Source organism: Agrococcus sp. GW821-FHT14H11, from assembly GCF_058803545.1.
Window position 1 is genome coordinate 43,816 of the sequence record NZ_JBXAPA010000009.1, and the last position, 25,545, is coordinate 69,360.

27 protein-coding genes are annotated in these 25,545 nt (G+C 73.8%); 11 read left to right on the top strand and 16 right to left on the bottom strand.

The features are described 5' to 3' along the window. Window position 1: 1 nt before the first annotated feature. Both mraZ and AC1RNL_RS10950 read right to left on the bottom strand, forming a co-directional pair. The gene (mraZ, locus tag AC1RNL_RS10945; RefSeq protein WP_128188524.1) at window positions 2-433 is read right to left on the bottom strand and encodes a division/cell wall cluster transcriptional repressor MraZ; all 432 of its coding nucleotides are present in this window, start codon (window positions 431-433) and stop codon (window positions 2-4) included. Window positions 434-719: 286 nt separating this feature from the next. Next, window positions 720-1,100: a DUF3040 domain-containing protein gene (locus AC1RNL_RS10950; protein ID WP_128188525.1), complete on the bottom strand. Its 381-nt coding sequence runs from the start codon at window positions 1,098-1,100 to the stop codon at window positions 720-722. Window positions 1,101-1,162: 62 nt separating this feature from the next. Between AC1RNL_RS10950 and AC1RNL_RS10955 the strand changes: the two genes are divergently transcribed. After that, window positions 1,163-2,284, top strand: coding sequence for a polyprenyl synthetase family protein (locus AC1RNL_RS10955; RefSeq protein ID WP_492935231.1), 1,122 nt, complete (start codon window positions 1,163-1,165; stop codon window positions 2,282-2,284). Window positions 2,285-2,291: 7 nt separating this feature from the next. Here AC1RNL_RS10955 and AC1RNL_RS10960 read toward each other — a convergent pair whose 3' ends face one another. Further along, window positions 2,292-2,624 carry an Rv2175c family DNA-binding protein gene (locus AC1RNL_RS10960; protein ID WP_225792830.1) on the bottom strand — a complete coding sequence of 111 codons (333 nt, stop codon included), beginning with the start codon at window positions 2,622-2,624 and terminating at the stop codon, window positions 2,292-2,294. 65 nt (window positions 2,625-2,689) lie between these two features. On the opposite strand from AC1RNL_RS10960, the gene pknB reads away from it, so the two are divergent. Next, on the top strand, window positions 2,690-4,615 hold the full coding sequence (gene pknB, locus AC1RNL_RS10965) for a Stk1 family PASTA domain-containing Ser/Thr kinase (RefSeq protein WP_492935232.1): 1,926 nt from the start codon (window positions 2,690-2,692) through the stop codon (window positions 4,613-4,615). A 22-nt stretch (window positions 4,616-4,637) separates the two neighbouring features. Here the strand turns inward: pknB and AC1RNL_RS10970 are convergent, their stop codons facing one another. Continuing rightward, on the bottom strand, window positions 4,638-6,020 hold the full coding sequence (locus tag AC1RNL_RS10970; RefSeq protein ID WP_128188529.1) for a class II 3-deoxy-7-phosphoheptulonate synthase: 1,383 nt from the start codon (window positions 6,018-6,020) through the stop codon (window positions 4,638-4,640). Between the two features lie 61 nt (window positions 6,021-6,081). Continuing rightward, window positions 6,082-6,798, bottom strand: a complete 717-nt coding sequence (locus tag AC1RNL_RS10975; RefSeq protein ID WP_146357580.1) for a lysophospholipid acyltransferase family protein — start codon at window positions 6,796-6,798, stop codon at window positions 6,082-6,084. A 128-nt stretch (window positions 6,799-6,926) separates the two neighbouring features. Between AC1RNL_RS10975 and AC1RNL_RS10980 the strand changes: the two genes are divergently transcribed. Both AC1RNL_RS10980 and AC1RNL_RS10985 read left to right on the top strand, forming a co-directional pair. Then, the gene (locus AC1RNL_RS10980) at window positions 6,927-8,762 is read left to right on the top strand and encodes an AMP-dependent synthetase/ligase (protein ID WP_492935233.1); all 1,836 of its coding nucleotides are present in this window, start codon (window positions 6,927-6,929) and stop codon (window positions 8,760-8,762) included. Window positions 8,763-8,801: 39 nt separating this feature from the next. Continuing rightward, window positions 8,802-9,665 (top strand): class I SAM-dependent methyltransferase, encoded by an 864-nt coding sequence (locus AC1RNL_RS10985; RefSeq protein ID WP_310125841.1) that lies wholly within the window; start codon window positions 8,802-8,804, stop codon window positions 9,663-9,665. Window positions 9,666-9,669: 4 nt separating this feature from the next. Here AC1RNL_RS10985 and AC1RNL_RS10990 read toward each other — a convergent pair whose 3' ends face one another. Continuing rightward, complete coding sequence (locus AC1RNL_RS10990; RefSeq protein ID WP_128188533.1) at window positions 9,670-10,161, bottom strand: peptide deformylase; 492 nt, start codon at window positions 10,159-10,161, stop codon at window positions 9,670-9,672. Then, a complete protein-coding gene (locus tag AC1RNL_RS10995; protein ID WP_492935234.1) occupies window positions 10,158-13,562 on the bottom strand; it encodes a pyruvate carboxylase in 3,405 nt (1,134 codons plus the stop codon). The genes AC1RNL_RS10990 and AC1RNL_RS10995 overlap by 4 nt, the downstream gene beginning before the upstream one ends. Before the next feature lie 65 nt (window positions 13,563-13,627). Between AC1RNL_RS10995 and AC1RNL_RS11000 the strand changes: the two genes are divergently transcribed. Next, on the top strand, window positions 13,628-14,563 hold the full coding sequence (locus AC1RNL_RS11000) for a ParA family protein (RefSeq protein WP_492935235.1): 936 nt from the start codon (window positions 13,628-13,630) through the stop codon (window positions 14,561-14,563). 56 nt (window positions 14,564-14,619) lie between these two features. Here AC1RNL_RS11000 and AC1RNL_RS11005 read toward each other — a convergent pair whose 3' ends face one another. From AC1RNL_RS11005 to AC1RNL_RS11025, 5 genes are all read right to left on the bottom strand, one after another. Continuing rightward, a complete protein-coding gene (locus AC1RNL_RS11005) occupies window positions 14,620-15,186 on the bottom strand; it encodes a MerR family transcriptional regulator (protein ID WP_128188536.1) in 567 nt (188 codons plus the stop codon). Between the two features lie 179 nt (window positions 15,187-15,365). Continuing rightward, entirely contained in the window at window positions 15,366-16,049 is a 684-nt protein-coding gene (gene ftsR, locus AC1RNL_RS11010) for a transcriptional regulator FtsR (protein WP_128188537.1), read from the bottom strand. Further along, entirely contained in the window at window positions 16,046-16,498 is a 453-nt protein-coding gene (locus tag AC1RNL_RS11015) for an FHA domain-containing protein (RefSeq protein WP_310125853.1), read from the bottom strand. The genes ftsR and AC1RNL_RS11015 overlap by 4 nt, the downstream gene beginning before the upstream one ends. A gap of 135 nt (window positions 16,499-16,633) precedes the next feature. Then, complete coding sequence (locus tag AC1RNL_RS11020) at window positions 16,634-16,948, bottom strand: AzlD domain-containing protein (RefSeq protein WP_146357594.1); 315 nt, start codon at window positions 16,946-16,948, stop codon at window positions 16,634-16,636. Beyond that, complete coding sequence (locus AC1RNL_RS11025) at window positions 16,945-17,685, bottom strand: AzlC family ABC transporter permease (RefSeq protein ID WP_492935236.1); 741 nt, start codon at window positions 17,683-17,685, stop codon at window positions 16,945-16,947. Before AC1RNL_RS11025 ends, AC1RNL_RS11020 begins: the two co-directional genes overlap by 4 nt. Window positions 17,686-17,720: 35 nt before the next feature. On the opposite strand from AC1RNL_RS11025, the gene AC1RNL_RS11030 reads away from it, so the two are divergent. The 3 genes from AC1RNL_RS11030 to AC1RNL_RS11040 are packed head-to-tail and all read left to right on the top strand — an operon-like array spanning window position 17,721 to window position 20,202. Continuing rightward, the gene (locus tag AC1RNL_RS11030) at window positions 17,721-18,338 is read left to right on the top strand and encodes a DNA-3-methyladenine glycosylase I (protein ID WP_492935237.1); all 618 of its coding nucleotides are present in this window, start codon (window positions 17,721-17,723) and stop codon (window positions 18,336-18,338) included. Then, the gene (locus AC1RNL_RS11035; protein WP_492935238.1) at window positions 18,323-19,042 is read left to right on the top strand and encodes a glutamine amidotransferase-related protein; all 720 of its coding nucleotides are present in this window, start codon (window positions 18,323-18,325) and stop codon (window positions 19,040-19,042) included. The genes AC1RNL_RS11030 and AC1RNL_RS11035 overlap by 16 nt, the downstream gene beginning before the upstream one ends. Further along, window positions 19,039-20,202, top strand: a complete 1,164-nt coding sequence (locus AC1RNL_RS11040; protein ID WP_492935239.1) for a glycerate kinase — start codon at window positions 19,039-19,041, stop codon at window positions 20,200-20,202. Before AC1RNL_RS11035 ends, AC1RNL_RS11040 begins: the two co-directional genes overlap by 4 nt. On the opposite strand, the gene AC1RNL_RS11045 is transcribed toward AC1RNL_RS11040, so the two are convergent. The 3 genes from AC1RNL_RS11045 to AC1RNL_RS11055 all read right to left on the bottom strand — a co-directional run bounded on the left by AC1RNL_RS11045 (window position 20,186) and on the right by AC1RNL_RS11055 (window position 23,184). Beyond that, window positions 20,186-20,878, bottom strand: coding sequence for a phosphatase PAP2 family protein (locus tag AC1RNL_RS11045; protein WP_492935240.1), 693 nt, complete (start codon window positions 20,876-20,878; stop codon window positions 20,186-20,188). The genes AC1RNL_RS11040 and AC1RNL_RS11045 overlap by 17 nt on opposite strands. Before the next feature lie 69 nt (window positions 20,879-20,947). Further along, entirely contained in the window at window positions 20,948-21,949 is a 1,002-nt protein-coding gene (locus AC1RNL_RS11050; protein WP_128188545.1) for an LLM class flavin-dependent oxidoreductase, read from the bottom strand. Between the two features lie 56 nt (window positions 21,950-22,005). Next, on the bottom strand, window positions 22,006-23,184 hold the full coding sequence (locus AC1RNL_RS11055; RefSeq protein WP_246990767.1) for an acetyl-CoA C-acyltransferase: 1,179 nt from the start codon (window positions 23,182-23,184) through the stop codon (window positions 22,006-22,008). 140 nt (window positions 23,185-23,324) lie between these two features. Here AC1RNL_RS11055 and AC1RNL_RS11060 point away from each other — a divergent pair, with 140 nt between their 5' ends. Genes AC1RNL_RS11060 through AC1RNL_RS11070 form a run of 3 tightly spaced genes read left to right on the top strand, consistent with a single transcriptional unit; the run spans window position 23,325 to window position 24,960 of the window. Beyond that, window positions 23,325-24,323, top strand: a complete 999-nt coding sequence (locus AC1RNL_RS11060) for a metalloregulator ArsR/SmtB family transcription factor (RefSeq protein ID WP_492935241.1) — start codon at window positions 23,325-23,327, stop codon at window positions 24,321-24,323. A gap of 33 nt (window positions 24,324-24,356) precedes the next feature. Beyond that, a complete protein-coding gene (locus AC1RNL_RS11065; protein ID WP_364196872.1) occupies window positions 24,357-24,779 on the top strand; it encodes an arsenate reductase ArsC in 423 nt (140 codons plus the stop codon). A gap of 40 nt (window positions 24,780-24,819) precedes the next feature. After that, a complete protein-coding gene (locus AC1RNL_RS11070; protein ID WP_164877037.1) occupies window positions 24,820-24,960 on the top strand; it encodes a hypothetical protein in 141 nt (46 codons plus the stop codon). Window positions 24,961-25,011: 51 nt separating this feature from the next. Here AC1RNL_RS11070 and AC1RNL_RS11075 read toward each other — a convergent pair whose 3' ends face one another. After that, window positions 25,012-25,479: a VOC family protein gene (locus AC1RNL_RS11075; RefSeq protein WP_128188549.1), complete on the bottom strand. Its 468-nt coding sequence runs from the start codon at window positions 25,477-25,479 to the stop codon at window positions 25,012-25,014. Between the last annotated feature and the right edge of the window lie 66 nt (window positions 25,480-25,545).

The following is a 25,545-nucleotide window of genomic DNA, read 5'->3' on the forward strand; positions in this document are numbered from 1 at the left end:
GTCAGAAGATGCCGGGGATCACCTCCTCCGTGGTGCTCGCGAAGTCGGCCTCCTTGGCCGCGTAGTACTCGTTCCAGGCCTCGGTGTCCCAGATCTCGGCCCGCGTGCCCGCCCCGATGACGGTGAGCTCGCGACCGAGGCCCGCGTACTCGCGCAGGTTGGCCGGGATCGTGACGCGGTGCTGGCTGTCGGGCTGCTCGCTCGACGCGCCGGAGAGGAACAGGCGCAGGAAGTCGCGCGCCGCCGACGAGGTCAGCGGCGCCTGGCGGATCTGCTCGTGCACCCGCTCGAACTCGCGCACCGAGAAGACGTAGATGCAGCGCTCCTGCCCGCGGGTGAGGACGAGGCCGCCCTCGAGCTCCTGCCGGAACCGGGCGGGGAGGATGACGCGGCCCTTGTCGTCGAGCTTGGGCGTGTGGGTGCCGAGGAACACATCGCCCCCTCTCGTCCGGCCTGCGAGCAGTTGCGTCGGACCCTTCCGACTTCCTCCACTCTACTCCACTCACCGCCACAAATCTCGAGAATCTGTCCACGACTCGCCCGAGGCGCCAGGAATGGCAAGGGATGCGGCGGTGGAGGACTTTCGCCGCCACTTCAGCACGCTGCGGCCCCGGGCGCGGCGAGCGCGCCCGGGAGGCCTGCCGGAGGCGAAGAGAAAGGGCCGACTCTCTCGAGTCGACCCTGGGGTGGAGCGCGGTGGAGGCCGCCGCGGCGGAGGCTCAGCCCCGCTGGTTGCGGTCGTCCCACTCCTGCGCGAGGCGGTCCATGAGGTTGGGGCCCTGCTTCGCCGACGCCGGGCCCTCGCTGGGCCGCGCGCCGGGCGCGACGTCGTCGCCGGTCGCGGGCTTCGACGCGGACAGCGCCCACAGCGCACCGGCGACGGCGACGCCGAAGCCGAGGACGCCGAGGACGGCGAGCTTCATCGACACGCCCACCACGATGAGCACGAGCCCGATCGCGATGCCGAGGACGCCGACGGCGACCTTCGTGTAGTCGACCGTGCGCGGACCGCTCGAGGCGGTGACGATGTCGGCCTCGTGCTTGTAGAGATTGCGCTCCATCTCGTCGAGCAGTCGCTGCTCGTGCTCGGAGAGGCCCATCTCGCACCCCCTTCGCTCGACCGGTGCGGATGGCCAGTGTACGCGCTGTCGCTGTCAATAGCATGTGGGTTGTGTCGGCACAGCAGCGCTTCGCCCGAGCCGTCGACGGCTCGATCCAGCAGTACCTCGACGAGCGCGAGCGCGCCCTCACGGAGATCTCCGGCGACGCCGCGCCCGTGCTGCGGCTCGTGCGCGAGATGGTCTCCGGGGGCAAGCGCGTGCGCAGCGCGTTCGTGCTCTGGGGCTGGCACGCGGTCACCGCCTCCCGCGACGGGGCCGACCGCACGACCGGCACCGAGCAGGATCCGCAGTGGGCGCAGGTGGTCGGCGTCGCGACCGCGATCGAGCTCTTCCACGCCGCCGCCCTCGTGCACGACGACATCATCGACGCATCCGACACCCGGCGCGGCAGGCCCGCGATGCACCGCGCGCTCGAGCGGATGCACCGCGAGGGCGAGTGGGTCGGCGACGCCGCGTCGTGGGGCACGAGCGCCGCGATCCTGGCCGGCGACCTGCTGCTGAACTGGGCCGACGACCGCATGCTGCTCGCGTGCCGCGGCACGGCGCACGGCGACGCCGTGCACGACGCCTACCGTCGCATGCGCGAGGAGGTCACCTTCGGCCAGTACCTCGACGTGCTCGAGGAGGCGGCCTGGATCCGGCAGGAGCCGGCGGCGCTGCTCGACCGCGCGCACACCGTCGCCGTCTACAAGTCGGCGAAGTACTCGGTCGAGGCGCCGCTCACGCTCGGCGCGCTGCTCGCGGGCGCCGACGAGGGGCAGCTCGACGCACTCGCCGGCTACGGGCTGCCCGTCGGCGTGGCCTTCCAGATGCGCGACGACCTGCTGGGCGTGTTCGGCGACCCCGAGGTCACCGGCAAGCCGGCGGGCGACGACCTGCGCGAGGGCAAGCGCACCGTGCTGATCGAGATCGCGCGGCAGCGCCTCGGCTCGGGAGTGCGCACGATGCTCGACGAGCTGCTCGGCGACCGCGAGCTCGACGAGCGCCAGGTCGCGATCCTGCAGGACGCCATCCAGCGCTCGGAGGCGCCCGCGCGGCTCGAGGCGCTCATCGACCGCGCCGTCGGCGAGGCGCTCGAGGCGCTGCACGAGGGCACGCTGTCGCGCTCCGCGGTGCTCGAGCTCGAGCGGCTGGCCGACACGGTCGCGAAGCGCGACCGCTGACGCCGGCTCAGCCGAGCAGCTGCGCCGCGCGCCGCACGGCCGACTTCGCGCCCGCGCGCATCGCCTCGATCGGCGCGGTGCCGAGCGAGTCGTCCTCGGCGAGCAGCCAGTCGATCGCCTCGTCGTCGGTCATGCCCTGATCGAGCAGCACGAGGAGCGTGCCGCGCAGCTCCGGCAGCGGCTCGCCGTCGCGGATCGCGGCGGCGGGCACCTCGAGCCGCCCGTTGCGGCGGGTCGCCGGCAGGCGATGCTCCTCGATGAGGCGGTGGATGCGCCCGACCGGCTGGCCGAGCAGGGTCACGAGGTCGGGCACGGAGAGCCAGGTGGTGTCTTGCGTCACGGCTCCCATGATGGCGGACGGCGTGGATCACGGGGAACCGGCCGCATCCCGCCTATCCTCGGCACGTGCCCGTCGACTCCCGCGATCCCGTCATCGGACGGCTGATCGACCGCCGGTACGAGGTGAGCGAGCGCATCGCGCGGGGCGGCATGGCGAGCGTCTACGAGGGCGTCGACCGACGGCTCGACCGGAAGGTCGCCGTCAAGGTCATGCACCCGCACCTCGGCGACGACCCCGACTTCCGCGAGCGCTTCATCCAGGAGGCGAAGGCCGCGGCGCGGCTCGCGCACCCGAACGTCGTGAACACGTACGACCAGGGTGAGGACGGCGACCTCGCGTGGCTCGTCATGGAGCTCGTGCCGTCGATCACGCTGCGCGACCTGCTCGCCGAGCGCGGCCGCATCACCGCCGAGCAGTCGCTCGACGTGCTCGAGGCGATCCTCGCCGGCCTCGCCGCCGCGCATCGCGCAGGCATCGTGCACCGCGACCTGAAGCCCGAGAACATCCTGCTCGCGCACGACGGCCGCATCAAGATCGGCGACTTCGGGCTCGCGCGCGCCGCGACCGCCAACACCGCCACCGGCAAGGCGCTGCTCGGCACGATCGCCTACCTCTCCCCCGAGCTCGTCACCCGCGGCGTCGCCGACACCCGCAGCGACATCTACGCGGTCGGCATCATGCTCTTCGAGATGCTCACCGGCACCCAGCCGTTCACGGGCGACGAGCCGATGCAGATCGCCTTCCAGCACGCGAACGAGCAGGTGCCGCTGCCCTCGAGCGTCGCGGGCGACGTGCCCGAGGGGCTCGACTCGCTCGTCCACTGGGCGACGCAGCGCGACCCGAACCTGCGCCCCGCGAACGCCGCCGAGATGCTCGAGGAGGTGCACGCGGTGCGTGCGCGCGGCCTCGACCGGCCGACGTCGGTGCTGCCGGCGGTCACCGAGGACGACCGCTCGACGACCGTCATCGAGCGGCCGCGGAAGCCCCGTCGGGGCGCGCCCGTCGAGCCGCAGGTCGTCGAGGACGGCGGCGACGGCGCCGCGACCACCGCGCTCGCCCGCCGGGTCACGGTGCGGCGCAGGCGCGGGATGCTGTGGCTCGCGGCCGTGCTGCTGGGCGCGCTGCTCGCCGCCGGCGTCGGCTGGTGGTTCAACCTCGGCCCCGGCGGCAACGCGACCGTGCCGCAGGTGGCGGGCGAGCCGCGGGCGGCGGCCGAGCAGCTGCTCGCCGAGCGCGGCATCGAGATCTCCGGCAGCGTCACCGAGCCGCACTACGACATCCCCGCCGGCCACGCGTTGCGCACCGATCCGCCCGCGGGCACCGAGATCCGCAGCGCCGACGCGGTGCAGCTCGTGCTCTCGTCGGGGCGGCGCAGCCTCCCCGTGCCGGAGGTCGCCGGCCTGCCGGTCGACCAGGCGCGCGCCGACATCGAGGCTGCCGAGTTCGCCGTCGCCGAGCCGCTCGACGAGATCTTCGATGCGAGCCCCGCTGGCACCGTCATCGCCGGCTACGCGCCCGACGGCACCATGCTGACCGAGCTCGAGGAGCTCGAGGAGCGCTCCCCCATCGCGCTGCGCGTCTCCCTCGGACCGATCCCCGCGGCGGCCGGCCAGTCGGCCGACGACGCGCGCGCGGCGCTCGAGGCCGTCGGGCTCGAGGCCGACTTCTCGGCGGAGGAGCACTCCGCCGACGTGCCCGAGGGCGTGCTCCTCAGCGTCACCGTGCCGAGCGACCGCCACATGCGCGCGGGCGACACCGTCACCGGCGTCGTCTCCCTCGGGCCCCGCATGGTCGAGGTGCCGGACGTGGTGGGCATGCCCATCCCCGACGCGCTGCGCGCGATCGAGGAGGCGGGGCTCCAGCCCGAGCTGACGACGAACATCCCGGAGCCCCTCTGGGGCGCGCCGGGCGCCGACATCGTCTCGCAGGGCACCGAGGCCGGCGAGTCGGTCGTCGAGGGCTCGACCGTCGCCCTCGACGCCACCTACTGACGCCGGCGCCGCTGCCCGGCGGCTACGGGCGCTGCGCCGCCCGCAGCTCCTCGGCCACGAGGAACGCCAGCTCGAGCGACTGCATGTGGTTGAGCCGCGGGTCGCAGAGCGACTCGTAGCGCGACTCGAGACCCAGCTCGTCGATGTCCTCGGCGCCGCCCAGGCACTCGGTCACGTCGTCGCCGGTGAGCTCGACGTGGATGCCGCCGGGGAACGTGCCCACCTGGCGGTGCGCCTCGAAGAAGCCGCGCACCTCGTCGACCACGTCGTCGAAGCGGCGCGACTTGTAGCCGTTCCTCGTCGTGATGCCGTTGCCGTGCATCGGGTCGGTGACCCACAGCGGCGTCGACTCGAGCGACTTCGACGCCTCGAGCAGCGGCGGCAGCGCGTCGCGGATGCGACCCGCGCCCATGCGGGTGATGAACGTGAGGCGGCCCGGCTCGCGGTCGGGGTCGAGCCGGTCGACGAGCGCCTCCATGTCGGCGGCCGTCGTCGACGGGCCGAGCTTCACGCCGATGGGGTTGCGGACGCGGGAGAAGAAGTCGACGTGGGCGCCGTCGATGTCGCGCGTGCGCTCGCCGATCCACTGGAAGTGGCTCGACGTGTTGTAGGCGAGGCCCGTGCGCGAGTCGATGCGGGTCAGCGGGCGCTCGTAGTCCATCAGCAGGCCCTCGTGGCCGGTGAAGAACTCGACGCCGCGCAGCTCGTCGAAGTTGGCGCCGGCGGCCTCCATGAAGCGCACCGCGCGGTCGATCTCGCCGGCGAGCGCCTCGTACCTCGCGAACGACGGGTTCTGCGCGAAGCCCTTGTTCCACGAGTGCACCTGCCGCAGGTCGGCGAACCCGCCCTGCGTGAACGCGCGCACGAGGTTGAGCGTCGACGCGGCCATGTGGTAGCCGCGCAGGATGCGCTGCGGGTCGGCCGCGCGCGACTCCGGCGTGAAGTCGTAGCCGTTGACGATGTCGCCGCGGTAGGCCGGCAGCGTCAGGTCGCCGCGGGTCTCGTCGTCGCTCGAGCGCGGCTTGGCGAACTGCCCCGCCATGCGGCCCATCTTGATGACCGGCATCGCCGCGCCGTACGTGAGCACGACCGCCATCTGCAGGATGGTCTTCACGCGGTTGCGGATGTTGTCGGCCGTCGCGCCCGCGAAGGTCTCGGCGCAGTCGCCGCCCTGCAGCAGGAAGGCGCGGCCCTGGGCGGCGGCGGCGAGCCGCTCGCGCAGCATGTCGACCTCGCCCGCGAACACGAGCGGCGGGGCGCTGCGCAGCTCGCGGCGCACGTGCTCGACGGCGGCCTCGTCGCCCCAGGCGGGCTGCTGCTTGATGGGGAGCGCGCGATACGCATCCAGGCCCTGCTCGATGGAGCGGTGTCCGGTGGACTCGGGGATCGCGATCGTGTCGGTCATGCTCGCCTCTGCGTCGTGCGGCGCCGGGGTGCGCCGCCGTCCAGTCTACCGATGGGCGCGGTCAGCGGCCGGTGCGCTGCGCGGCGAGCGCGCGGCGCTCTGCCTCGACGCGCGACTTCACGCTCGACGCGTAGACGTCGACGTACTCCTGGTCGGAGATGCGGTTGAGGCCGACCATGATCTCGTCGGTGATCGAGCGCAGCACGAAGCGGTCGCCCTCGAGGTTGTAGTAGCGCGAGAAGTCGATCGGCTCGCCGAAGATGATGCCGATGCGGCCCACCTTGGGCAGGCGCTGCCCGATCGGCATGACCTTCTCCGTGTCGACCATCACGCACGGGATCACCGGCACCCGCGCATCCAGCACCATGCGCGCGACGCCGGTGCGGCCGCGGTAGAGCTTGCCGTCGGGGCTGCGCGTGCCCTCGGGGTAGATGCCGATCAGCCCGCCGTCCTGCAGCTTCTGGAGCGCCGCGTCGAGGCTCTGCGAGCTCTTCTCGCCGCCGGAGCGATCCATCGGCAGCTGCCCCACCGCGAGGAAGAACCACCGCACGAGCCGGCCCTTGAGCCCCTTGCCGTTGAAGTAGTCGGACTTCGCGAGGAAGTACACGCGCCGGTCGATCACGAGCGGCATGAGGAAGGAGTCGATCACCGAGAGGTGGTTGCCCGCGATGATCGCGCCGCCGTGCTCGGGGATGTTGTCGAGCCCCGCCACCCACGGCCGGAACACGCGGTTCATGTACGGGCCGACCACCCAGTGCCGCAGCAGCCAGTAGAACATCGCACCTCCGTCGTGCCCACGAGCCTAGGGCAGTGGGAGGGGTCCGACAGACATGCGCGCGCGGCTCGGGTCCGCCGGCCGGGCCGACCATAGAATGCTCGCAACGCACGAACGCCGAAGGAGTCCCAGTGCCCGAGCTCACCGTCCCCGAGGGTGTCATCCCCCCTGTCGTCGCGCCCGACCCCGACGCGAACGTCACCGACCTGCTCGAGGACACCGTCCGGGCCTACCCCGACACGCCGCTGTTCGCGCTGCCCGAGGGCGACGGCTGGCGCGACGTCTCCGCCGCCGAGTTCCGCCGCCAGGTGATCGCACTCGCCAAGGGCCTCGTCGCGGCCGGCGTCGAGCCCGGCGACGCCGTCGGCTTCATGTGCAAGGTGCGCTACGAGTTCTCGCTCGTCGACTTCGCGCTCTGGTACGCCGGCGCCCGCATGGTGCCCGTCTACGAGACCTCCGCGCCCTCCCAGATCCAGTGGATCCTCTCCGACGGCGGCGCCTCCCGCGTCATCCTCGAGGACGCCGACCTCGTGTCGCGCTTCGACGAGGCGCACGGCGACCTGCCGGCGATCACCGACGTGTGGCGCATCGACCGCGGCGACCTCGACGCGCTCGTCGAGCGCGGCAAGGACGTGCCCGACGAGGAGATCGAGCGCCGCCGCTCCATCGCGGTGGGCAGCGACGTCGCCACGCTCATCTACACGTCCGGCTCGACCGGCCGCCCCAAGGGCGTGATGCTGACGCACTCGAACTTCGTCGAGCTGTGCCGCAACGCCAAGGTCGCGATGGCCGACGTCGTCGGCCCCGGCTCGTCGACGCTGCTGTTCGTCACGCAGGCGCACGTGTTCGCGCGCTTCATCTCGGTGCTCTGCATCGCCTCCGCCGTGCGGGTCGGCCACCAGTCCGACACGAAGAAGCTGCTGCCGTCGCTGGGCTCGTTCAAGCCCACCTTCTTCCTCGCCGTGCCGCGCGTGTTCGAGAAGGTCTACAACGCGAGCGAGCAGAAGGCCGAGGCCGGCGGCAAGGGCAAGATCTTCCGCGCCGCCGCGCTCACCGCCGTCGAGCACTCGAAGGCGCTCGACGCCGGCCACGTGCCGCTCGGGCTCAAGCTGCGCTTCGCGCTCTTCGACCGGCTCGTGCTCAGCAAGCTGAAGGTTGCGCTCGGCGGCAACGTCAAGTACGCCGTCTCGGGCTCGGCGCCGCTGTCGCACTTCCTCGCGCACTTCTACCGCTCGCTCGGCATCCGCATCCTCGAGGGCTACGGCCTCACCGAGACCACCGCGCCCGTCACGGTCAACGTGCCCGACAAGTTCAAGATCGGCACCGTCGGACCCGCCCTGCCCGGCAACGGCGTCAAGATCGCCGAGGACGGCGAGGTGCTCGTCAAGGGTGTCTGCGTCTTCGCCGGCTACTGGCACAACGAGCAGGGCTCGCGCGAGGCGTTCACCGAGGACGGCTGGTTCCACACCGGCGACATCGGCGCGCTCGACAGCGAGGGCTACCTGACGATCACGGGCCGCAAGAAGGAGCTCATCGTCACCGCCGGCGGCAAGAACGTCGCCCCCAACACGCTCGAGGACCCGATCCGCTCGAACACGATCATCGGCCAGCCGGTCGTCGTGGGCGACCAGCGGCCCTTCGTCGCCGCGCTCATCACGCTCGACGCCGAGATGCTGCCCACCTGGCTCGAGAACCACGGCCACGACAAGGCGATGACGCTCGAGCAGGCCGCGCAGCACCCCGCCGTCATCGAGGAGGTGCGCGGCCAGATCCGCCGCGCGAACACGCTCGTCTCGCGCGCCGAGTCGGTGCGCAAGTTCGCGATCCTCCCGATCGAGTTCGTCGAGGCGAACGGGCACCTGACGCCGAAGATGTCGATCAAGCGCGACAACGTCATGCGCGACTTCGCCCCGCAGATCGAGGACATCTACGCCTCGAACTCGACGGCGCACGACGTCGGCGAGTGACGGAGCCCGCGCCGAGCGAGCCCCTGCCCGTGTGAGCCGATGATCCTGCCCGGAGCCCCGCAGTCCGCCGCGGCGGTCGCCGACCACTACGACGAGCTCGACGCCACGTACCGGCGGCTGTGGGGCGAGCACGTGCACCACGGGCTGTGGTCGACGGGCGACGAGACCCCCGAAGCGGCGGTCGAGGCGCTCGTCGACTCGGTGGGCGACCGCCTCGGCCTCGCCCCGGGCGACGCGTGCGTCGACATCGGCTGCGGCTACGGCGCCACCGCTCGGCGCCTCGCGGCGACGCGCGGCGTGCGCGTCGTCGGCTTCACCCTCTCGGGCGAGCAGGCGCGGCACGCCGCGGCGCACGCGACCGCCGGTGTCGAGATCCGGCAGGGCGACTGGCTCGACAACGGCCTGGCGGACGCCTCGGCCGACGCCGCGTGGGCGATCGAGTCGAGCGAGCACTTCGCCGACAAGCAGCGGCTGTTCGCCGAGGCCCACCGCGTGCTCGTGCCCGGCGGCCGCCTCGTCGTGTGCGCGTGGCTCGCGGCCCCCGACCCGCGCCGGTGGGAGGTGCGCCACCTGCTCGAGCCGATCTGCCGCGAGGGGCGCCTGCCCTCGATGGGGACGCGCGCGGAGTACGAGGCGATGGCGCGTGCCGCGGGCCTCGAGGTCGTCGGGTACCAGGACGTCAGCCGCCGAGTGGCGCGCACGTGGACGATCTGCACCGGCCGGCTGCTGCGGTCGGTGCTCGTCGACCCCGAGACGCGCCGGCTCGCGGTCGAGGCGCGCAACCGCGAGTTCGCGCTGTCGCTCCCCCGCCTGATGCTCGCCTACCGCACCGGCGCGATGCGCTACGGCATCCTCACCCTCGCGAAGCCCGGCGCCGAGGCGGCTCCGCCCCGCGGCGCCTGACCGCTCAGTACCAGGCGGCCTTCCGCACCTCGGCCATCGCGACCGAGCGCATCTCCTTGTCGAGCGCCTGCAGGTAGAGCTTCCCGTCGAGGTGGCCCATCTCGTGCTGCAGCATCTGCGCCATGAGCCCCTCGCCCTCGAGCACGACCTCGTCGCCCGCGAGGTCGACGCCGACGACCCGGCAGTACGGGTGCCGAGGCGTGGGGAAGCCGAGCTCGGGCACCGACAGGCACCCCTCGTCGACGGGCACGGGCTCGCCGCGCACCTCGTCGATGCGCGGGTTCAGCACGTAGCCCACCTCGCCGTCGACGTTGTACGAGAAGGCGGCCCGCGCCACGCCGATCTGGCAGCCGGCGACGCCCGCGCGGCCCGGCACGCGCACCGTGTCGAGCAGGTCCTGCACGAGCGCGGCGGTGGCGGGCGCCGACGGGTCAACGGGCTCGGCGCGCTCGCGCAGCACCGGATCGCCGAAGACGCGGATCTCGCGGACGCTCACGACGGGCGGACCACGACGAGCAGGTCGCCCGCCTCGACGGGCGTCGTGCCGGTGAGCGCGAGGCGCTCGACGGTGCCGGCGATCGGCGTCGTGATCGCGGCCTCCATCTTCATCGCCTCGATGGTGGCGACGGGGTCGCCGGCGGCGACCGCGTCGCCCTCGGCGACCTTGACCGTGACCGCCCCGGCGAAGGGTGCCGCGACCTGGCCCGGCACCGACGCATCCGCCTTCTCGGCCTGCGGCTTGTCGACGGTGACGGAGCGGTCGCGGACGTAGACCGGGCGCAGCTGGCCGTTGAGCACGGTCATGACCGTCACGATGCCGTCGTCGTCGGGCTGGCCGACCGCCTCGAGCTCGACGTTGAGGGTGACGCCGCGGCCGATGCCGACCTGGTGCTCCTCGCCGGCCTGCATGCCGTAGAGGTAGTCGATCGTGTCGACGACCGAGAGGTCGCCGTACTGCGCGCGGGTCTCCTTGAAGGCCCGCGTCGGCCCGGGGAACAGCAGCTCGTTGAGCGCGTCGCGGCGGTCGGCGCCGGGCTCGGCGAGGCGCGCGGCCTGCTCGGGCTCGAGCGGCGTGACCGAGATGTCGACCGTGCGGCCCTCGAGCACCTTCGAGCGGAAGGGCTCCGGCCAGCCGCCCGGGAGGTCGCCGAGCTCGCCCGCCATGAAGCCGATCACGGAGTCGGGGATGTCGAACCTCCGCGGGTCGCGCTCGAACTCCTCGGGGTCGACGCCCTGCGCGACGAGCTGCAGCGCGAGGTCGCCGACCACCTTCGACGACGGCGTCACCTTCGTGGGGCGGCCGAGGATGCGCGAGGCGGCCGCGTACCAGTCCTCGATCCTCTCGAAGTCGTCGGCGAGGCCGAGCGCGATCGCCTGCTGGCGCAGGTTCGACAGCTGGCCGCCCGGGATCTCGTGGTGGTAGACGCGGCCGGTGGGGCCCGGCAGGCCGGACTCGAACGGCTTGTAGAGGCGGCGCACCGCCTCCCAGTACGGCTCGAGGTCGCTCACCGCGGTGAGCGAGAGGCCGGTGTCGCGCTCGGTGTTCGCGACCGCGGCCACGAGCGCCGAGAGCGACGGCTGGCTCGTCGTGCCCGCCATCGGCGCGCTCGCGACGTCGACGGCGTCGACGCCGACGGCCGAGGCCGCGAGCAGCGTCGCGAGCTGGCCGCCCGCGGTGTCGTGCGTGTGCAGGTGCAGCGGCACGTCGAAGCGCTCGCGCAGGGCCGACACGAGCTTCGTCGCGGCGCCCGCGCGCAGCAGGCCCGCCATGTCCTTGATCGCGAGCACGTGCGCGCCGGCGTCGACGATGCGCTCGGCGAGGCGCAGGTAGTAGTCGAGCGTGTAGAGGTCCTCGTCGGGGCTCAGCAGGTCGCCCGAGTAGCACAGCGCCACCTCGGCGACCGTGGTGCCGGTCTCGAGCACCGCGTCGATCGCGGGCCGCATCTGGTCGACGTCGTTGAGCGCGTCGAAGATGCGGAACACGTCGACGCCCGTCGCCGCGGCCTCCTCGACGAACGCGGTCGTCACCTCGGTCGGGTACGGCGTGTAGCCGACGGTGTTGCGGCCGCGCAGCAGCATCTGCAGCGGGATGTTCGGCATCGCCTCGCGCAGGCTCGCGAGCCGCTCCCACGGGTCCTCGCCGAGGAAGCGCAGCGCGACGTCGTAGGTGGCGCCGCCCCACGCCTCCATCGAGAGCAGCTGCGGCGTCATGCGGGCGACGTGCGGGGCGACCGCCACGAGGTCGGCGGTGCGCACGCGGGTCGCGAGCAGCGACTGGTGCGCGTCGCGGAAGGTGGTCTCGGTCACCGCGAGCGAGGTGCGCTCGCGCAGCGCGTTCGCCCAGCCGGCCGGGCCGAGCTCCTGCAGCCGCTGGCGCTCGCCGTCGGGCGCGGGGGCCTCGAGGTCGGCCGCGGGCAGCTTGATGGCCGGGTTGATGACGCGGTCGGCCTTGCCGTTCGGCGCGTTGACGGTGACGTCGGCGAGCCAGGCGAGCACCTTCGACGCGCGGTCCTTGGGCGGGTTGATGCGCGTGAGCTCGGGGTGCTCGTCGATGAAGTGCGTCGAGACGTCGCCCGAGCGGAACTCGTCGTGCTCGAGCAGGTTGAGCAGGAAGGGGATGTTCGTGGCGACGCCGCGGATGCGGAACTCGCTCACCGCGCGGTGCGCGCGGCGGATGGCGGTGTCGAGGTCGCGGCCGCGGCACGTGACCTTCGCGAGCATCGAGTCGAAGTGCGGGCTCACCTCGGTGCCGGGGTTGATGGTGCCGCCGTCGAGGCGCACGCCCGCGCCGCCGGGCGACCGGTAGGCCGTGATGCGCCCGGTGTCCGGCCGGAAGCCGTCGGCGGGGTTCTCGGTGGTGACGCGGCACTGCAGCGCGGCGCCGTGCATCTCGATGCGGTCCTGCGTGAGGCCGAGCTGCTCGAGCGTCTCGCCCGCGGCGATGCGGATCTGGCTCGCGACGAGGTCGACGTCGGTGATCTCCTCGGTGACCGTGTGCTCGACCTGGATGCGCGGGTTCATCTCGATGAAGACGTGCTGGCCCTTGCGCTCCCCCGCGGTGTCGAGCAGGAACTCGACCGTGCCGGCGTTCACGTAGTCGATCGACCGGGCGAAGGCGACGGCGTCGCGGTAGAGCTCGGCGCGCTTCTCCTCCGAGAGGTTGGGCGCGGGTGCGAGCTCGACGACCTTCTGGTGGCGGCGCTGCACCGAGCAGTCGCGCTCGAACAGGTGCACGGTCTCGCCGGTCGCGTCGGCGAGGATCTGCACCTCGATGTGGCGCGGGCGCACGACGGCCTGCTCGATGAACATGGTCGGGTCGCCGAAGGCGGAGTCGGCCTCGCGCATGGCGGCCTCGAGCGCCTCCGTGAGGTCCTCGCGGCGCTGGACCAGGCGCATCCCCCGGCCGCCGCCGCCGGCGACCGCCTTGCAGAAGACCGGGAACCCGATCTCGTCGGCGCCGTCGAGCAGCGTCTGCATGTCGGTGGTCGCGGGCGTCGAGCGCAGCACCGGCACGCCCGCGGCGATCGCGTGCTCCTTGGCGGTGACCTTGTTGCCCGCCATCGCGAGCACCGCCGGGCCAGGCCCGACGAAGGTGATGCCGGCCTCGGCGGCCGCGGTCGCGAGCTCGGGGTTCTCGCTCAGGAACCCGTAGCCCGGGTAGATGGCGTCGGCGCCGGAGTCCTTCGCGACGCGGATGATCTCGCTCACCGTCAGGTAGGCGCGCACCGGGCGGCCCGGCTCGCCGATCTGGTAGGCCTCGTCGGCCTTCTGGCAGTGCAGGGAGTTGCGGTCCTCGTGCGCGTAGACGGCGACCGTGCGGATGCCCAGCTCGTTGGCGGCGCGGAAGGCTCGGATGGCGATCTCGCCACGATTGGCGACGAGCAGCTTCTGGAACATGCAGAACCCTCCCGGGGGTGCGGCGGCGCGGGCTTCCCAATGTAGTGGGGCTAGGCTTGGGCGCCGTGCACGTACTCTCGATCAGTTCCCTCAAGGGCGGTGTCGGCAAGACCACGGTGACGCTCGGTCTCGCCTCCGCCGCCTTCGCCAAGGGCCTCCGCACGCTCGTGGTCGACCTCGACCCGCAGTCCGACGCCTCCACCGGCATGGACATCGAGATCGAGGGCCGCCTGAACGTCGCCGACGTCCTCACGAACCCGAAGGACAAGGTCGTCCAGCAGGCGATCTCGCCCTCAGGCTGGACCCAGGGGCACGGCGGCACGATCGACGTGCTCATCGGCTCCCCCTCGGCCATCAACTTCGACGGCCCGCACCCGACCATCAAGGACATCTGGAAGCTCGAGACGGCGCTCACGACCGTCGAGAACGACTACGACCTCGTGCTCGTCGACTGCGCCCCGTCGCTCAACGCCCTCACGCGCACCGCGTGGGCGGCATCCGACCGCGTGCTCGTCGTGACGGAGCCCGGCCTGTTCTCGGTCGCCGCCGCCGACCGCGCGCTGCGCGCGATCGAGGAGATCCGTCGAGGCCTCAGCCCCCGGCTGCAGCCGCTCGGCATCGTCGTGAACCGCGCCCGCCCGCAGTCCCTCGAGCACCAGTACCGCATCCAGGAGCTCAAGGACATGTTCGGGCCGCTCGTGCTCGACACCGTGCTGCCCGAGCGCACCTCGATGCAGCAGGCGCAGGGCGCGGCCCGTCCGCTCCACGTGTGGCCGGGCGAGGGCGCGCAGGAGATGGCGCTGCAGTTCGACGAGCTGCTCCAGACCGTGCTGACCGCCGCCGGCCGCGCCGGCGACGAGGCCGCCTCCGGCCGCAAGGTGCCCGCCCCGACCGCCGCCGTCGACGCGACCGCCGCCGCGGAGCTCGAGGAGGCCGCTGCCGTCGAGGACGCCGAGACGAACGCCGGCGAGGCCGAGCCGGGCGAGGGCAAGCAGCCGTAGGCCGCTCGGCCGTCCGGCCACCGGCCGGACCTCCGCCGCGCGCGCGGCGCGAGCGGTCAGGCCGTGCGGCTCCTGCGGGCGCGGCGGGCCGCGAGCTCGTCGACGTGCTGCTCCTCGGCGGGAGTGACCTCGAGCTCGATGAGCTGCGTCTCGACCTCGCGCAGCACCTTGCCGACGGCGATGCCGAAGACGCCCTGGCCACGGCCGAGGAGGTCGATGACCTCGTCGCTCGAGGTGCAGAGGTAGACGCTCGCGCCGTCGGACATGAGCGTGATCTGGGTGAGGTCGCGCACGCCGTGCTCGTGGAGCTGCTGGATGGCGACCCGGATCTGCTGCAGCGAGATGCCGGTGTCGAGCAGGCGCTTGACGAGCTTCAGCACGAGGATGTCGCGGAACGAGTAGAGCCGCTGGCTGCCGGAGCCGTGCGCGGGCCGGATGGTGGGCTCGACGAGCCCGGTGCGGGCCCAGTAGTCGAGCTGGCGGTACGTGATGCCCGCCGCGTCGGCCGCGATCGCGCCGCGGTAGCCGACCGCGTCGGCCTCCTGCGGCAGGCCGTCGGTGAACAGCAGGCCGGCGTCGAGGCGGGCGGGACCGCCCTGGTCTGCATCGATGCCGTCGCCCATGGCCGTACCTTCCGCTGCGGGGGCTCAAACCTTCAAGTCGAGGTTGAGTGTTGAGCCCCACCGTATCGAGCCGCCGCCCCGCTTCGGTGCAACCTCCGACGGCGCGGCGTGTCGGGGCCGAGTCTACGCCCTGCCGCCCACGCCGGCGCAGCAGGACTCGCGGGCGCGGGCCCTCGGCGTCAGGCGCCGAGCGCGTCGCGGGTCAGCAGCTCGCGCACCGACTGGATGTGGCTCGCGAGGTCGCGCGCGGCCTCGGCCGCCTGCGCCTGGCTGCTCGTCTCGCGCCGCCCGCGCATGGGCTTGAGCGCCGACTCGATGAGCGCCGCCTCGCGCTGGGCCGACTGGCGCATGCCGCGCAGGTGCCGCGGCTCGATGCCGAAGCGCTCGAGCTCGACGAGGGCCTTGAGCGCCTGCACCGCGGCGTCGCCGAACGGCTCGGTGCCCGGCAGCAGCTGGGCGGAGATGGCGTCGGCGACGAGCTGCTTCGTCGCGCCCGCCTCCGACTGCAGCTCGGCGCGCGACAGCCGGCGCTCGGCGCCGAGGATCGACGGCGCCTCGACGCGCACGTTGGCGCCGGGGATCTGCGGCGAGCGGCCGTGGTCGATGTCGTCGAGGTGCCCGAGGATGACCTTGAGCGGCAGGTAGTGGTCGCGCTGCAGCGTGAGGATGTAGCGCAGCCGCTCGAGGTCGGCCGCGTCGAACTTGCGGTAGCCGGACGGCGTGCGCTGGGGCGTGATGAGCCCCTGGTCCTCGAGGAAGCGGAGCTTCGAGGGCGAGAGGTCGGGGAACTCGGGGCCGAGCTTGGCCAGCACCTGGCCGATCGAGAGGAGGGAGGCGGGCTTCCGCGCGGCCTGTGCGCTCACTGCCGTGGTTCGAGGTCGAGGCGTGAGCGGTAGAACGTGAGGCGGAACTTGCCGACCTGCACCTCGGCGCCGTCGCGCAGCACGACGTGGTCGACCCGCTCGCCGTCGTGGTACGTGCCGTTGAGCGACCCGAGGTCGCGCAGCTCGAACGTCGTGCCCGAGCGCGTGAACTCGGCGTGACGGCGCGACACGGTCACGTCGTCGAGGAAGATGTCGGCGTCGGGGTGGCGACCGGCGATCGTGGAGTCCTGGTCGAGCAGGAAGCGGGCGCCCACGTTGGGGCCGCGGCGCACGACGAGGATGGCCGAGCCCGACGGCAGCGAGGCGACCGCCTCGCGGTCCTCGGCGGTCGTGCCCGACAGCATGGCGGCGAGCTGGGCGCGGTAGTCCTCACCCCACGACTGCGTGCTCTCGCCGTCGTTGCCCCGGCGGGCGTCGTGCTCGGTCATGCGCTTCCTCCGTGCGGATGGTGCCGGCGGCCCCGGCGAGTGTCGTTCAGCATAGCGATACGAGGCTGTGCTCGGCGTCGTCGCCGGGCGGGCCCGAGAGGCAACCCTAGCGAACGCGCGAGGGCCGCGGGCGCCTCACGCGAGGCCCGCGAGCGCGCGCAGCAGCGCGGCCGTCGCAGCGGCCGCGGCGACCGCGACGATGAAGGGCGCCCGCACCGCGAACAGCCCCGCCGCGACGGCCACAGCGGGGATGCGCGCGTCGAGCGCGATGCCGTCCGCGCCGCCGAGCGTCTGCACGGCGACCAGGCCGGCGAGCAGCGACACGGTGAGCAGCTCGAGCGTGCGCCGCGGCCGCGGGCTGTCGAACAGCCGCGGCGGCACCGCGTAGCCGAGCAGCTTGATCCCGAGCACGGCGATCGCGGCGAGCAGCACCAGGTGCCAGACCGTCATGCGTGGTCCCCCTGACGGTGGTCGGGGCCGCCCGGGTCCGGCAGGTCCGACTCGTGGCGCGGCCCGAGCCAGTTCGTGAGGCCGACGACGACGCCCACGAGCGCGGCGACGATGACCGGCATGCCCGCCGGCAGCACGGGCAGCAGCGACGCGGCGACCACCGCGCTCGCCGCGGCGACCGCGACCGCCTGCCGCGCGCGCAGCCGCGGCCACAGCAGCCCGACGAACGCGGCCGCCGCCGCGGCGTCGAGCCCCCACTGCCGCGGGTCGCCCAGCAGGTCGCCGAGCAGCGCGCCCGCGAGCGTCGCGACGTTCCAGCCGAGGTAGATGCCGATGCCCGTCACCCAGAAGCCCACGCGCTGCGCCCGCGGCTCGTCCTGCGCGAGCGCGACCGCCGTCGACTCGTCGATCGTCACGTGCGCGGCGAGCGGCAGGAGCGCCGGCGCCGGCGCCACCACGCGCCGCATGCTCATGCCGTACAGCGCGTTCCGCAGCCCCAGCATCGCCGCGCTCGCGACGCCCGCGATGCCGCCGCCCGAGGCGATCACCCCGATGAACGCGAACTGCGAGCCGCCGGAGAACATGAGCAGGCTGAGCGCCATCGTCTGCCAGAGGTCGAGTCCGGAGGCGATCGAGAGCGCGCCGAACGAGAGCCCGTAGGCGCTCGTCGCCACGACGACGCCGACGCCCTCCCGCGTGGCGCGGCGCACCGCATCCGTCGTCGCCGTCCTGTGCACCGATCCAGCCTAGGCTCGCGGCTAGCCTGGTCGGCATGCACCTGATCGTCGGCGAGGACGGCCTCGCGAGGCCGTCGTGGGCCGCGACCGACCCGCTGCTGCGCGACTACTACGACCGCGAGTGGGGCATGCCGGTGCGCGACGAGACGGGGCTGTTCGAGCGGCTCTCGCTCGAGGCGTTCCAGTCGGGGCTCTCGTGGGCGACCATCCTGCGCAAGCGTCCCGCGTTCCGCACCGCCTTCGCGGGCTTCGAGCCGGATGCGGTGTCGGCCTTCGGCGACGAGGACGTCGCACGGCTGCTCGGCGACGCGGGCATCGTGCGCAACCGCCGCAAGATCGAGGCCACGATCGGCAACGCGCGGGCGACGGTGGCGCTGCGCGAGGAGGGCGGGCTGCCCGCGCTCGTGTGGTCGTTCCAGCCCGGCGAGACGCCCGCCCCGCAGACGCTCGCCGACGTGCCGACGCAGTCGGACGAGTCGCGCGCGCTCTCGCGGGCGCTCAAGGCGCGCGGCTTCGCCCACGTCGGCCCGACGACGATGCACGCGCTCATGGAGGCGGTCGGCATCGTCGACACCCACCTCGTGGGCTCCCACCGCCGCGGATCGAGCGGCGTGTGGGCCGCGGACGGGAGGCTCGCATGCGCCGGATCCTGATCGTGCAGTCGCGGCCCGAGGACGAGGTCGCGGCCGCCGAGCTCGAGGCGATGGTGCGCTTCGGCCACCTCGACGAGTCGCGGGTGCAGCGGGTGCGGCTCGACCGGGAGCAGCCCGCGATCGACCTCGCCGACGTCGACGCGGTGCTCGTCGGCGGCGGGCCCGCGAACTTCAGCGACGACCACCGGCGGCCGCCCGAGCACGCGGCGACGGTGACGTGGCTGCGCGACCTCGCCGAGCGGGTGATCCGCGACGACCTCCCCTACCTCGGCGCGTGCCTCGGCCTCGGCGCGCTCGTGCACGCGCTCGGCGGCCGCATGGTGCGGGGCATCGCCGAGTCGGTGGCGCCGGTCGAGCTGAGCCTCGTGGGCGAGGACTGGCTGACCGACGGCCTGCCGCGCGCCTTCACCGCGTTCGGCGGCCACAAGGAGGGCATCGCCGAGGCGCCCGAGGGCGCGACGACGCTCGCCGTGTCGGCCGCGTGCGTGCACATGGTGCGCGTCGGGCAGCACGTCGTGGGCACGCAGTTCCACCCGGAGCTCGACGCCGACGGGCTCGAGCAGCGCATCCGCGTCTACCGCGACCACGGCTACTTCTCCCCCGCCGAGGTCGACGACCTCGTCGCCGCGGGCCGCGCCGCGCACGTCGAGCACCCGCAGGCGATCCTCGCCCGCTTCGCCGAGCGCTACGGGCTGCAGCGATGACGGCCGCGCAGCCGCGGGCGGTCGTCGCGTTCGACGCCTTCAAGGGCAGCCTGACCGCGCTCGAGGCGTGCGAGGCCGCCGCGCGCGGCATCCGCTCGGTCGTGCCGGGCGCCGAGGTGGTGCTCGTGCCGATGGCCGACGGCGGCGAGGGGAGCCTCGACGCGCTGCTCGCGCGCGGCGGCGACGAGGTCGTCACCGAGACGGTCGACGCGATCGGCCGGCCCGCGCGCGCGCGCTGGGCGCTCGACGGCCGCAGCGCCGTGATCGAGCTCGCGCAGGCGGCCGGCCTGCCGCAGGTCGAGGACGCCCCGCTGCAGCCGCTCGCCGCCTCCACGGCGGGCCTCGGCCGCGTCGTGCTCGACGCGCTCGACCGGGGCGCCGCGGAGCTCACCCTGCTCCTCGGCGGCTCGGCGACGAGCGACGGCGGCGCCGGCCTCCTCACCGCGCTCGGCGCCCGGCTGACGGATGCGTCGGGCCGGCCCGTGCAGCCGGGCGGCGGCGGGCTCGCGGCGCTCGATCACCTCGACATCTCGGGCGTCGACCCGCGGGCGCTCGCCGCCCGCTGGCGCTTCGTCACCGACGTCGACGCGCCCCTCACCGGCCCGCGCGGCGCCGCCGCCGTCTTCGGGCCGCAGAAGGGCGCGGGCCCCGACGACGTGCGCGCGCTCGACGCCGCGCTCGAGCGCTTCGCCCGCATCGGCGCCGAGGCGCTCGGCGTCGACGCGGCATCCGTCATCGACGTGCCGGGCGCCGGTGCGGCCGGCGGCGTCGCGAGCGTGCTGCGCGCGCTCACCGGCGGCGACGTCGTCGCGGGCGGCGCGTGGTTCGCCGAGCTCGCCGGGCTCGACGCCGCGGTGCCCGGCGCCGGCCTCGTGCTGACGGGCGAGGGCCGCTTCGACGGCCAGTCGGCCGGCGGCAAGGTCGTCTCGGTCGTGCACGCGGCCGCCGAGCGGCACGGCGTGCCGCTGTGCGTGCTCGCGGGCTCGGTCGACGCGGAGGCCGCCGCCGCGATGGGCGTGCCGGCGCTCTCGATCGCCGCCGGCCCCGCGACGCTCGACGCGCTGCAGCGCGACGCGGGCGACCTGCTCGCGGCGGCCGCGGCATCCGTCGCACGGCTCGCGCTCGGCGCCGCGCGCCTGGGCGTCACCGACGCGCGCTGACCGTCTCCTCGGCGCCCGCCGGCTCGGGGCGACCGCGGCGCTCTCGCTCGAGCCGCGCGGCGAGGAGCTCCCACAGCCCGAGCGCGACGCCGACGGCGACGAGCACGCCGCCGAGGGTGTCGGAGAGCCAGTGCGCGCCGAGGTAGGTGCGGCTCAGCATCATGCCGATCGTCCAGGCGGCGCCAGCGGCCCACACCCACCAGCGCCGCAGCAGCAGCCCGAGCGCCGTCGCGACGAGCGCCGCGTTCGCCGCGTGCCCGGAGGGGAAGGACCCGTGGTCGACCGTCACGAGCACGTCGAGCGGCCGCGCGCGGCCGACCGCGTGCTTGAGGAGCTGCACGAGGAGCCCGGTGAGGATCGACGCCACGAGGAAGTAGCCCGCGGCCCACGGCCGGCGGCGCAGCAGGAGCAGCCCCGCGACGACGCCGGGCACGATGAGCGTGGCGACGACGCCGCCCCCGAGGGTGTCGAAGGCCAGCGATGCGGTGGTGAGCAGCGGCGAGCGCTGGGTCACCAGGCGCTCCATCCATTCGGCCTCGAAGCCGAAGGGCTTGCTGCTCTCGCGGTAGAGCAGCACCGCCGAGAGCGCGACGGCGAGCGCCAGCGCCGTCAGTGCCGCCCAGGCGCGGCGACGACGCGGCGATGCGACGAGCGCGTTCGTGAGCTGCTGCGGCACGGTGCTCCTCCGGTGTCTGCGACCACGGTAGCGGCGGACGGCCGACAGGCTCCCCGCCTGCCGGCGCGGCTACGCCGCAGGTGCCTCGCCCAGAGCCCCCGCGGCCTCCAGCAGCTCGAGCGCGCGCACCCGCTCGTCGGTCGCGCCGTGCACGGCCATGATGAGCTCGTCGGCGTCGGCCTCGACGGCGAAGCGCCGGAGCGTCGCGACCGCCTCGTCGCCGGTGCCGAGCGCCGTGTGCCGCACCATCGAGGCGATGTGCGCCGCCTGCGGGCTCGCGGCGAGCGCGTCGAGCTCGTCGTCGCCGACCTGCTGCGCGACGGGGCTGTCGCGCAGCAGCAGGCTGCGCACGCGGGAGCGCACGACGGTGCGCTGCATCTCCATCGCCTCGTCGCGCGTGGGAGCGACGACCGCGTTGATGCCCGCGATGACGAACGGCTCGGCGAGCTGCCTCGACGGCTCGAACCGCTCGCGGTAGACGGCGACCGCCTGCTGCAGCGCGTCGGGCGCGAAGTGCGAGGCGAAGGCGTACGGCAGGCCGAGGGCCGCCGCGAGCTGCGCGCCGAAGAGCGACGAGCCGAGGATCGTGAGCGGCACGTCGGTGCCGTGGCCGGGCACCGCGCGGATGCCGGGCACCGTCGGCTCGCCGCGCAGGTAGCCCTGCAGCTCGACGACGTCCTCGGGGAAGCGCTCGGAGGCGCGGATGTCGCGGCGCAGCGCCGCCCAGGTGCGCTGGTCGGTGCCGGGCGCGCGCCCCAGCCCCAGGTCGATGCGCCCGGGGTGCAGCTCGGCGAGGGTGCCGAACTGCTCGGCGATCACGAGCGGCGAGTGGTTCGGCAGCATGACGCCGCCCGCGCCCAGCCGGATCGTGCGCGTGTGCGCGGCGACGTGCGCGATGAGCACGCTCGTCGCGCTCGAGGCGATCGTCGCCATGTTGTGGTGCTCGGCGTACCAGACGCGGCGGTAGCCGAGCCGCTCGGCGGCCTGCGCGAGGCGGACGGAGCCTGCGAGGCTCTCGCCGGCGGTCTCACCGGGGTGGATGGGGGCGAGGTCCAGCACAGACAGGCGCATCCGACCAGCCTAGGCCGGGCGGGTGCGCCTGCGCGGGGGGCTTCGCTGTCAGCGGATCAGATCGCCTCGAGCACGATGGCCGAGCCCTGGCCGCCGCCGCCGCAGATGCCGCTCGCGCCGATCGAGCCCGAGCCGAGCTGCTGCAGCCGGCGCGCGAGGTGCCCGACGATGCGGGTGCCGGATGCGCCGATCGGGTGGCCGAGCGCGATCGCGCCGCCGTGGGCGTTGACGATCTCGGGGTCGACGCCGAGCTGGCGCGTGGAGGCGACGCCGACGGCGGCGAAGGCCTCGTTGATCTCGACCGCCTGCAGGTCGGCGGTCGACCTGCCGGCCCGCTCGAGCGCCTGCTCGATGGCGTCGGCCGGCTGCGAGTGCAGCGAGACGTCGGCGCCCGCGACGAAGCCGGTCGCGAGGATCCGCGCGAGGCCGGTGATGCCGTGGGCGGATGCGTAGGCGTCGGAGACGAGGACGACGGCGGCCGCGCCGTCGGTGATCTGCGACGCGTTGCCGGCGGTGATCGAGCCGTCGGGCGTGAACGCCGGGCGGAGGGCCGCGAGCGACTCGACGGTGGTCTCGGCGCGCACGCCGTCGTCGACGGCGACCGTCACCGTCCTGCGGCCGGCCTTCGCCTCGAACGGCACGATCTCGTCGTCGAGGGTGCCATCGGCCTGGGCCCGGACGAGGCGCGCGTGGGATGCGGCGGCCAGCTCGTCCTGCTGCTCGCGGGTGATCTCGAACGACGCGTTGTAGCCGTCGGTCGACTCGCCCATCGCGACCCGGTCGAACGCATCCGTGAGCCCGTCGAACTGCATGGTGTCGATGAGGCTGGCGTTGCCAAACTTCGCGCCGGCGCGGATCGGCGCGGCGTGCGGGGCGAGCGACATCGACTCCTGGCCGACGGCGACCACGACGTCGGCCTCGCCGAGCTGGATCATGCGGTGGCCGGCGACGATCGCCTCGGTGCCCGAGAGGCACACGGCGTTGACGCCGAGCGCGGGCACGGTCATGGGGATGCCGGCGCCGACGGCGGTCTGGCGCGGGGGGTTCTGCCCGACGGCGGCCTGCAGCACCTGGCCGACGACGACCGCGTCGACCTCGGCCGGCTCGACGCCGGCCTTCGCGAGCGCGTGCTTCGCCGCGTGCGCGCCCAGCTCGGTCGAGGGCGTCTGGGCCAGCTGCCCGAGGAACTTGGCGAACGGCGTGCGGGCGTAGCCGGCGATGATCGTCTCGGGCATGGTGCTGCTCCTTCGCAGGTCGGGATGGCTCCCAGGGTACTCCGGCATCGGCACGGCGCTTGCGACCTGCATCGAGATGCATCAATATAGACAGCGATCGATGCACAACGCGTCGACGGCAGCCCGCCTGGAGGATCCGCATGGTGCTCGCCCCGCCTGTCGCCGAAGCCTGCGACCGCGTCGATGCGGCCTCCGCGATCGACGCCCCCACCGCGCTGGCGATGGCGCCCGCGCTCAAGGCGCTCGCCGATCCGCTGCGCCTGCGCATGCTGTCGATGCTCGCCGCCTCCCCCACGGGCGAGGCGTGCGCGTGCGACCTCGCCGAGCTCGCCGACGTCTCGCAGCCCACGGTCTCGCACCACCTGAAGGTGCTCCGCGACGCGGGCGTCGTCGCCTCCGAGCGGCGCGGCACGTGGGTGCACTACCGCGTCGAGCCCGGCATGCGCCCGGTCGTCGCGGCGCTCGTCGACGGCCTGCGGGCCGCGCGCGTCGACGCCGATCCCTCCTGGAGCCGCGGGCAGGGCGACCGCGCGCTGGTCGACGTCGACGCGAAGCTCTCGCACGTCGCTCGGCGCATCGCCGACGCCACCCCCGACCTCTCCGGCGACGCGGTGCTGCGCATCGTGCGCGAGTCGTACGCGAGCCTCGCGCGCTCCTCCCGCATCTCGTCGCACCTGCTCGTGCTCACCGAGCGCTTCGCCCGGCAGCGCATCGCCGACGTGCTGCGCGACCGCACGGCGGGCGTGCCGCACGTGCTGTTCGTGTGCGTGCAGAACGCGGGCCGGTCGCAGCTCGCGGCGGCGCTCGTCGAGCAGCGCTCCGGCGGCGCCGTGGTCGCCCGCTCGGCCGGCTCGATGCCCGCCGCCGAGGTGCACCCCGAGGTGCGATCGCTCATCGACGAGCTCGGCGTCGACGGCGACCCGTTCCCGAAGCCCCTCACCGACGACGCCGTGCGCGCCGCCGACGTCGTCGTGACGATGGGCTGCGGCGACGTCTGCCCGATCATCCCCGGGGTGCGCTACGAGGACTGGCAGGTCGGCGACCCAGCTCTCGCCTCTCCCAACGGCGTGCGCGCGATCCGGGACGACATCGCGCGCCGCGTGGACCGCCTCCTCGCCGAGCTCTCCCCCGCCAGCTGACCGCATCCGACACCGACCGCACCTGGAGCGACCATGACCGAGACCCACGACTCCCCCAGCGCCCTCTTCGTCTGCGTGCACAACGCGGGCCGCTCGCAGATGGCCGCGGGCTTCCTGCGCGAGCTCTCCGGCGGCGCCGTCGAGGTGCGCTCGGCCGGCTCGATGCCCGCCGAGCAGATCAACCCCGTCGCCGTCGAGGCGATGCGGGAGGTCGGCATCGACATCACGGCCGAGCGGCCGAAGGTGCTGACGACCGAGGCGGTGCGCGACTCCGACGTCGTCATCACGATGGGCTGCGGCGACGCGTGCCCCGTCTTCCCCGGCAAGCGCTACGAGGACTGGGAGCTCGCCGACCCGGCCGGCCAGGGCATCGATGCCGTGCGCCCGATCCGCGACGACATCGAGCAGCGCATCCGCGGGCTGCTCGACTCGCTCGGCATCCAGCCCGTGCGCTGACGGCGGGTGTAGAACGGGTGGACCGAGGAGAGGAGACGCCATGAGCGATCACCAGCACCACGACGATCCCACCGTCGACCCGGAGGACCGCGACGTGCAGCCGCTCGACGAGCCGGACCAGCACAACCCCGAGACCGAGGAGGACACCGCCTCCGGCGGCGCCCCGCAGCCGCCCGCCTGAGGCGGGCACGACGACGGGGCCGAGCGCGATGCTCGGCCCCGTCGTCGTGCGTCAGCGGTCGGCGGACCGGCCGTCCGCGCCCTCGTCGAGGCTCGGCGCCGGCGTGCCGGACGCAGCGCCGGCGATGTTCACCATCCACCCCACACCCCAGCGATCGACGAGCATGCCGAAGGTGTCGCCCCACGGCGCCTCGACGAGCGGCTCGACGATCGTCGCGCCGTCGCTCAGCCCCTCCCAGTGGCGGGTGAGCGTGCCGGCGTCGTCGCCCGAGAGCGAGACCTGCTGGCCGCCGGTGGGCTGCTGCATCGAGGCGGGGGTGTCGCTCGCCATCAGCGTGTGGCCGTCGGCCGTCGTGAGCTGCGCGTGCATGACGAGGTCGGCGTCGCCCGCGTCGTCGGCCATGCCGGACTCGCCGAAGGTGCTGATGACGAGGTCGCCGCCGAAGACGCCGTGGTAGAAGTTCATCGCCTCGCGCGCCTCGCGACCGAAGGCGAGGTAGGGGTTGAGCAGGGTTGCCATGCTGGCTCCTCACTGCGGCCGCACGGCCGCGATGCCGCCAGCATGGCGCAGGGCGAGCCGCGCGCG

Coding starts and splice junctions, on each gene's coding strand:
- AC1RNL_RS11070 (WP_164877037.1), top strand. CDS start 24,820: ATGAGCGATCACCAGCACCACGACGATCCCACCGTCGACCCGGAGGAC.
- AC1RNL_RS10950 (WP_128188525.1), bottom strand. CDS start 1,100: ATGGGCCTCTCCGAGCACGAGCAGCGACTGCTCGACGAGATGGAGCGC.
- AC1RNL_RS11015 (WP_310125853.1), bottom strand. CDS start 16,498: ATGACCGAGCACGACGCCCGCCGGGGCAACGACGGCGAGAGCACGCAG.
- AC1RNL_RS10975 (WP_146357580.1), bottom strand. CDS start 6,798: ATGTTCTACTGGCTGCTGCGGCACTGGGTGGTCGGCCCGTACATGAAC.
- AC1RNL_RS11020 (WP_146357594.1), bottom strand. CDS start 16,948: ATGACGGTCTGGCACCTGGTGCTGCTCGCCGCGATCGCCGTGCTCGGG.
- AC1RNL_RS10970 (WP_128188529.1), bottom strand. CDS start 6,020: ATGACCGACACGATCGCGATCCCCGAGTCCACCGGACACCGCTCCATC.
- AC1RNL_RS10985 (WP_310125841.1), top strand. CDS start 8,802: ATGATCCTGCCCGGAGCCCCGCAGTCCGCCGCGGCGGTCGCCGACCAC.
- AC1RNL_RS11050 (WP_128188545.1), bottom strand. CDS start 21,949: ATGCGCCTGTCTGTGCTGGACCTCGCCCCCATCCACCCCGGTGAGACC.
- AC1RNL_RS10955 (WP_492935231.1), top strand. CDS start 1,163: ATGTGGGTTGTGTCGGCACAGCAGCGCTTCGCCCGAGCCGTCGACGGC.
- AC1RNL_RS11035 (WP_492935238.1), top strand. CDS start 18,323: ATGCGCCGGATCCTGATCGTGCAGTCGCGGCCCGAGGACGAGGTCGCG.
- AC1RNL_RS11040 (WP_492935239.1), top strand. CDS start 19,039: ATGACGGCCGCGCAGCCGCGGGCGGTCGTCGCGTTCGACGCCTTCAAG.
- AC1RNL_RS11075 (WP_128188549.1), bottom strand. CDS start 25,479: ATGGCAACCCTGCTCAACCCCTACCTCGCCTTCGGTCGCGAGGCGCGC.
- AC1RNL_RS11065 (WP_364196872.1), top strand. CDS start 24,357: ATGACCGAGACCCACGACTCCCCCAGCGCCCTCTTCGTCTGCGTGCAC.
- AC1RNL_RS11005 (WP_128188536.1), bottom strand. CDS start 15,186: ATGGGCGACGGCATCGATGCAGACCAGGGCGGTCCCGCCCGCCTCGAC.
- AC1RNL_RS11030 (WP_492935237.1), top strand. CDS start 17,721: ATGCACCTGATCGTCGGCGAGGACGGCCTCGCGAGGCCGTCGTGGGCC.
- AC1RNL_RS11055 (WP_246990767.1), bottom strand. CDS start 23,184: ATGCCCGAGACGATCATCGCCGGCTACGCCCGCACGCCGTTCGCCAAG.
- AC1RNL_RS11060 (WP_492935241.1), top strand. CDS start 23,325: ATGGTGCTCGCCCCGCCTGTCGCCGAAGCCTGCGACCGCGTCGATGCG.
- AC1RNL_RS10995 (WP_492935234.1), bottom strand. CDS start 13,562: ATGTTCCAGAAGCTGCTCGTCGCCAATCGTGGCGAGATCGCCATCCGA.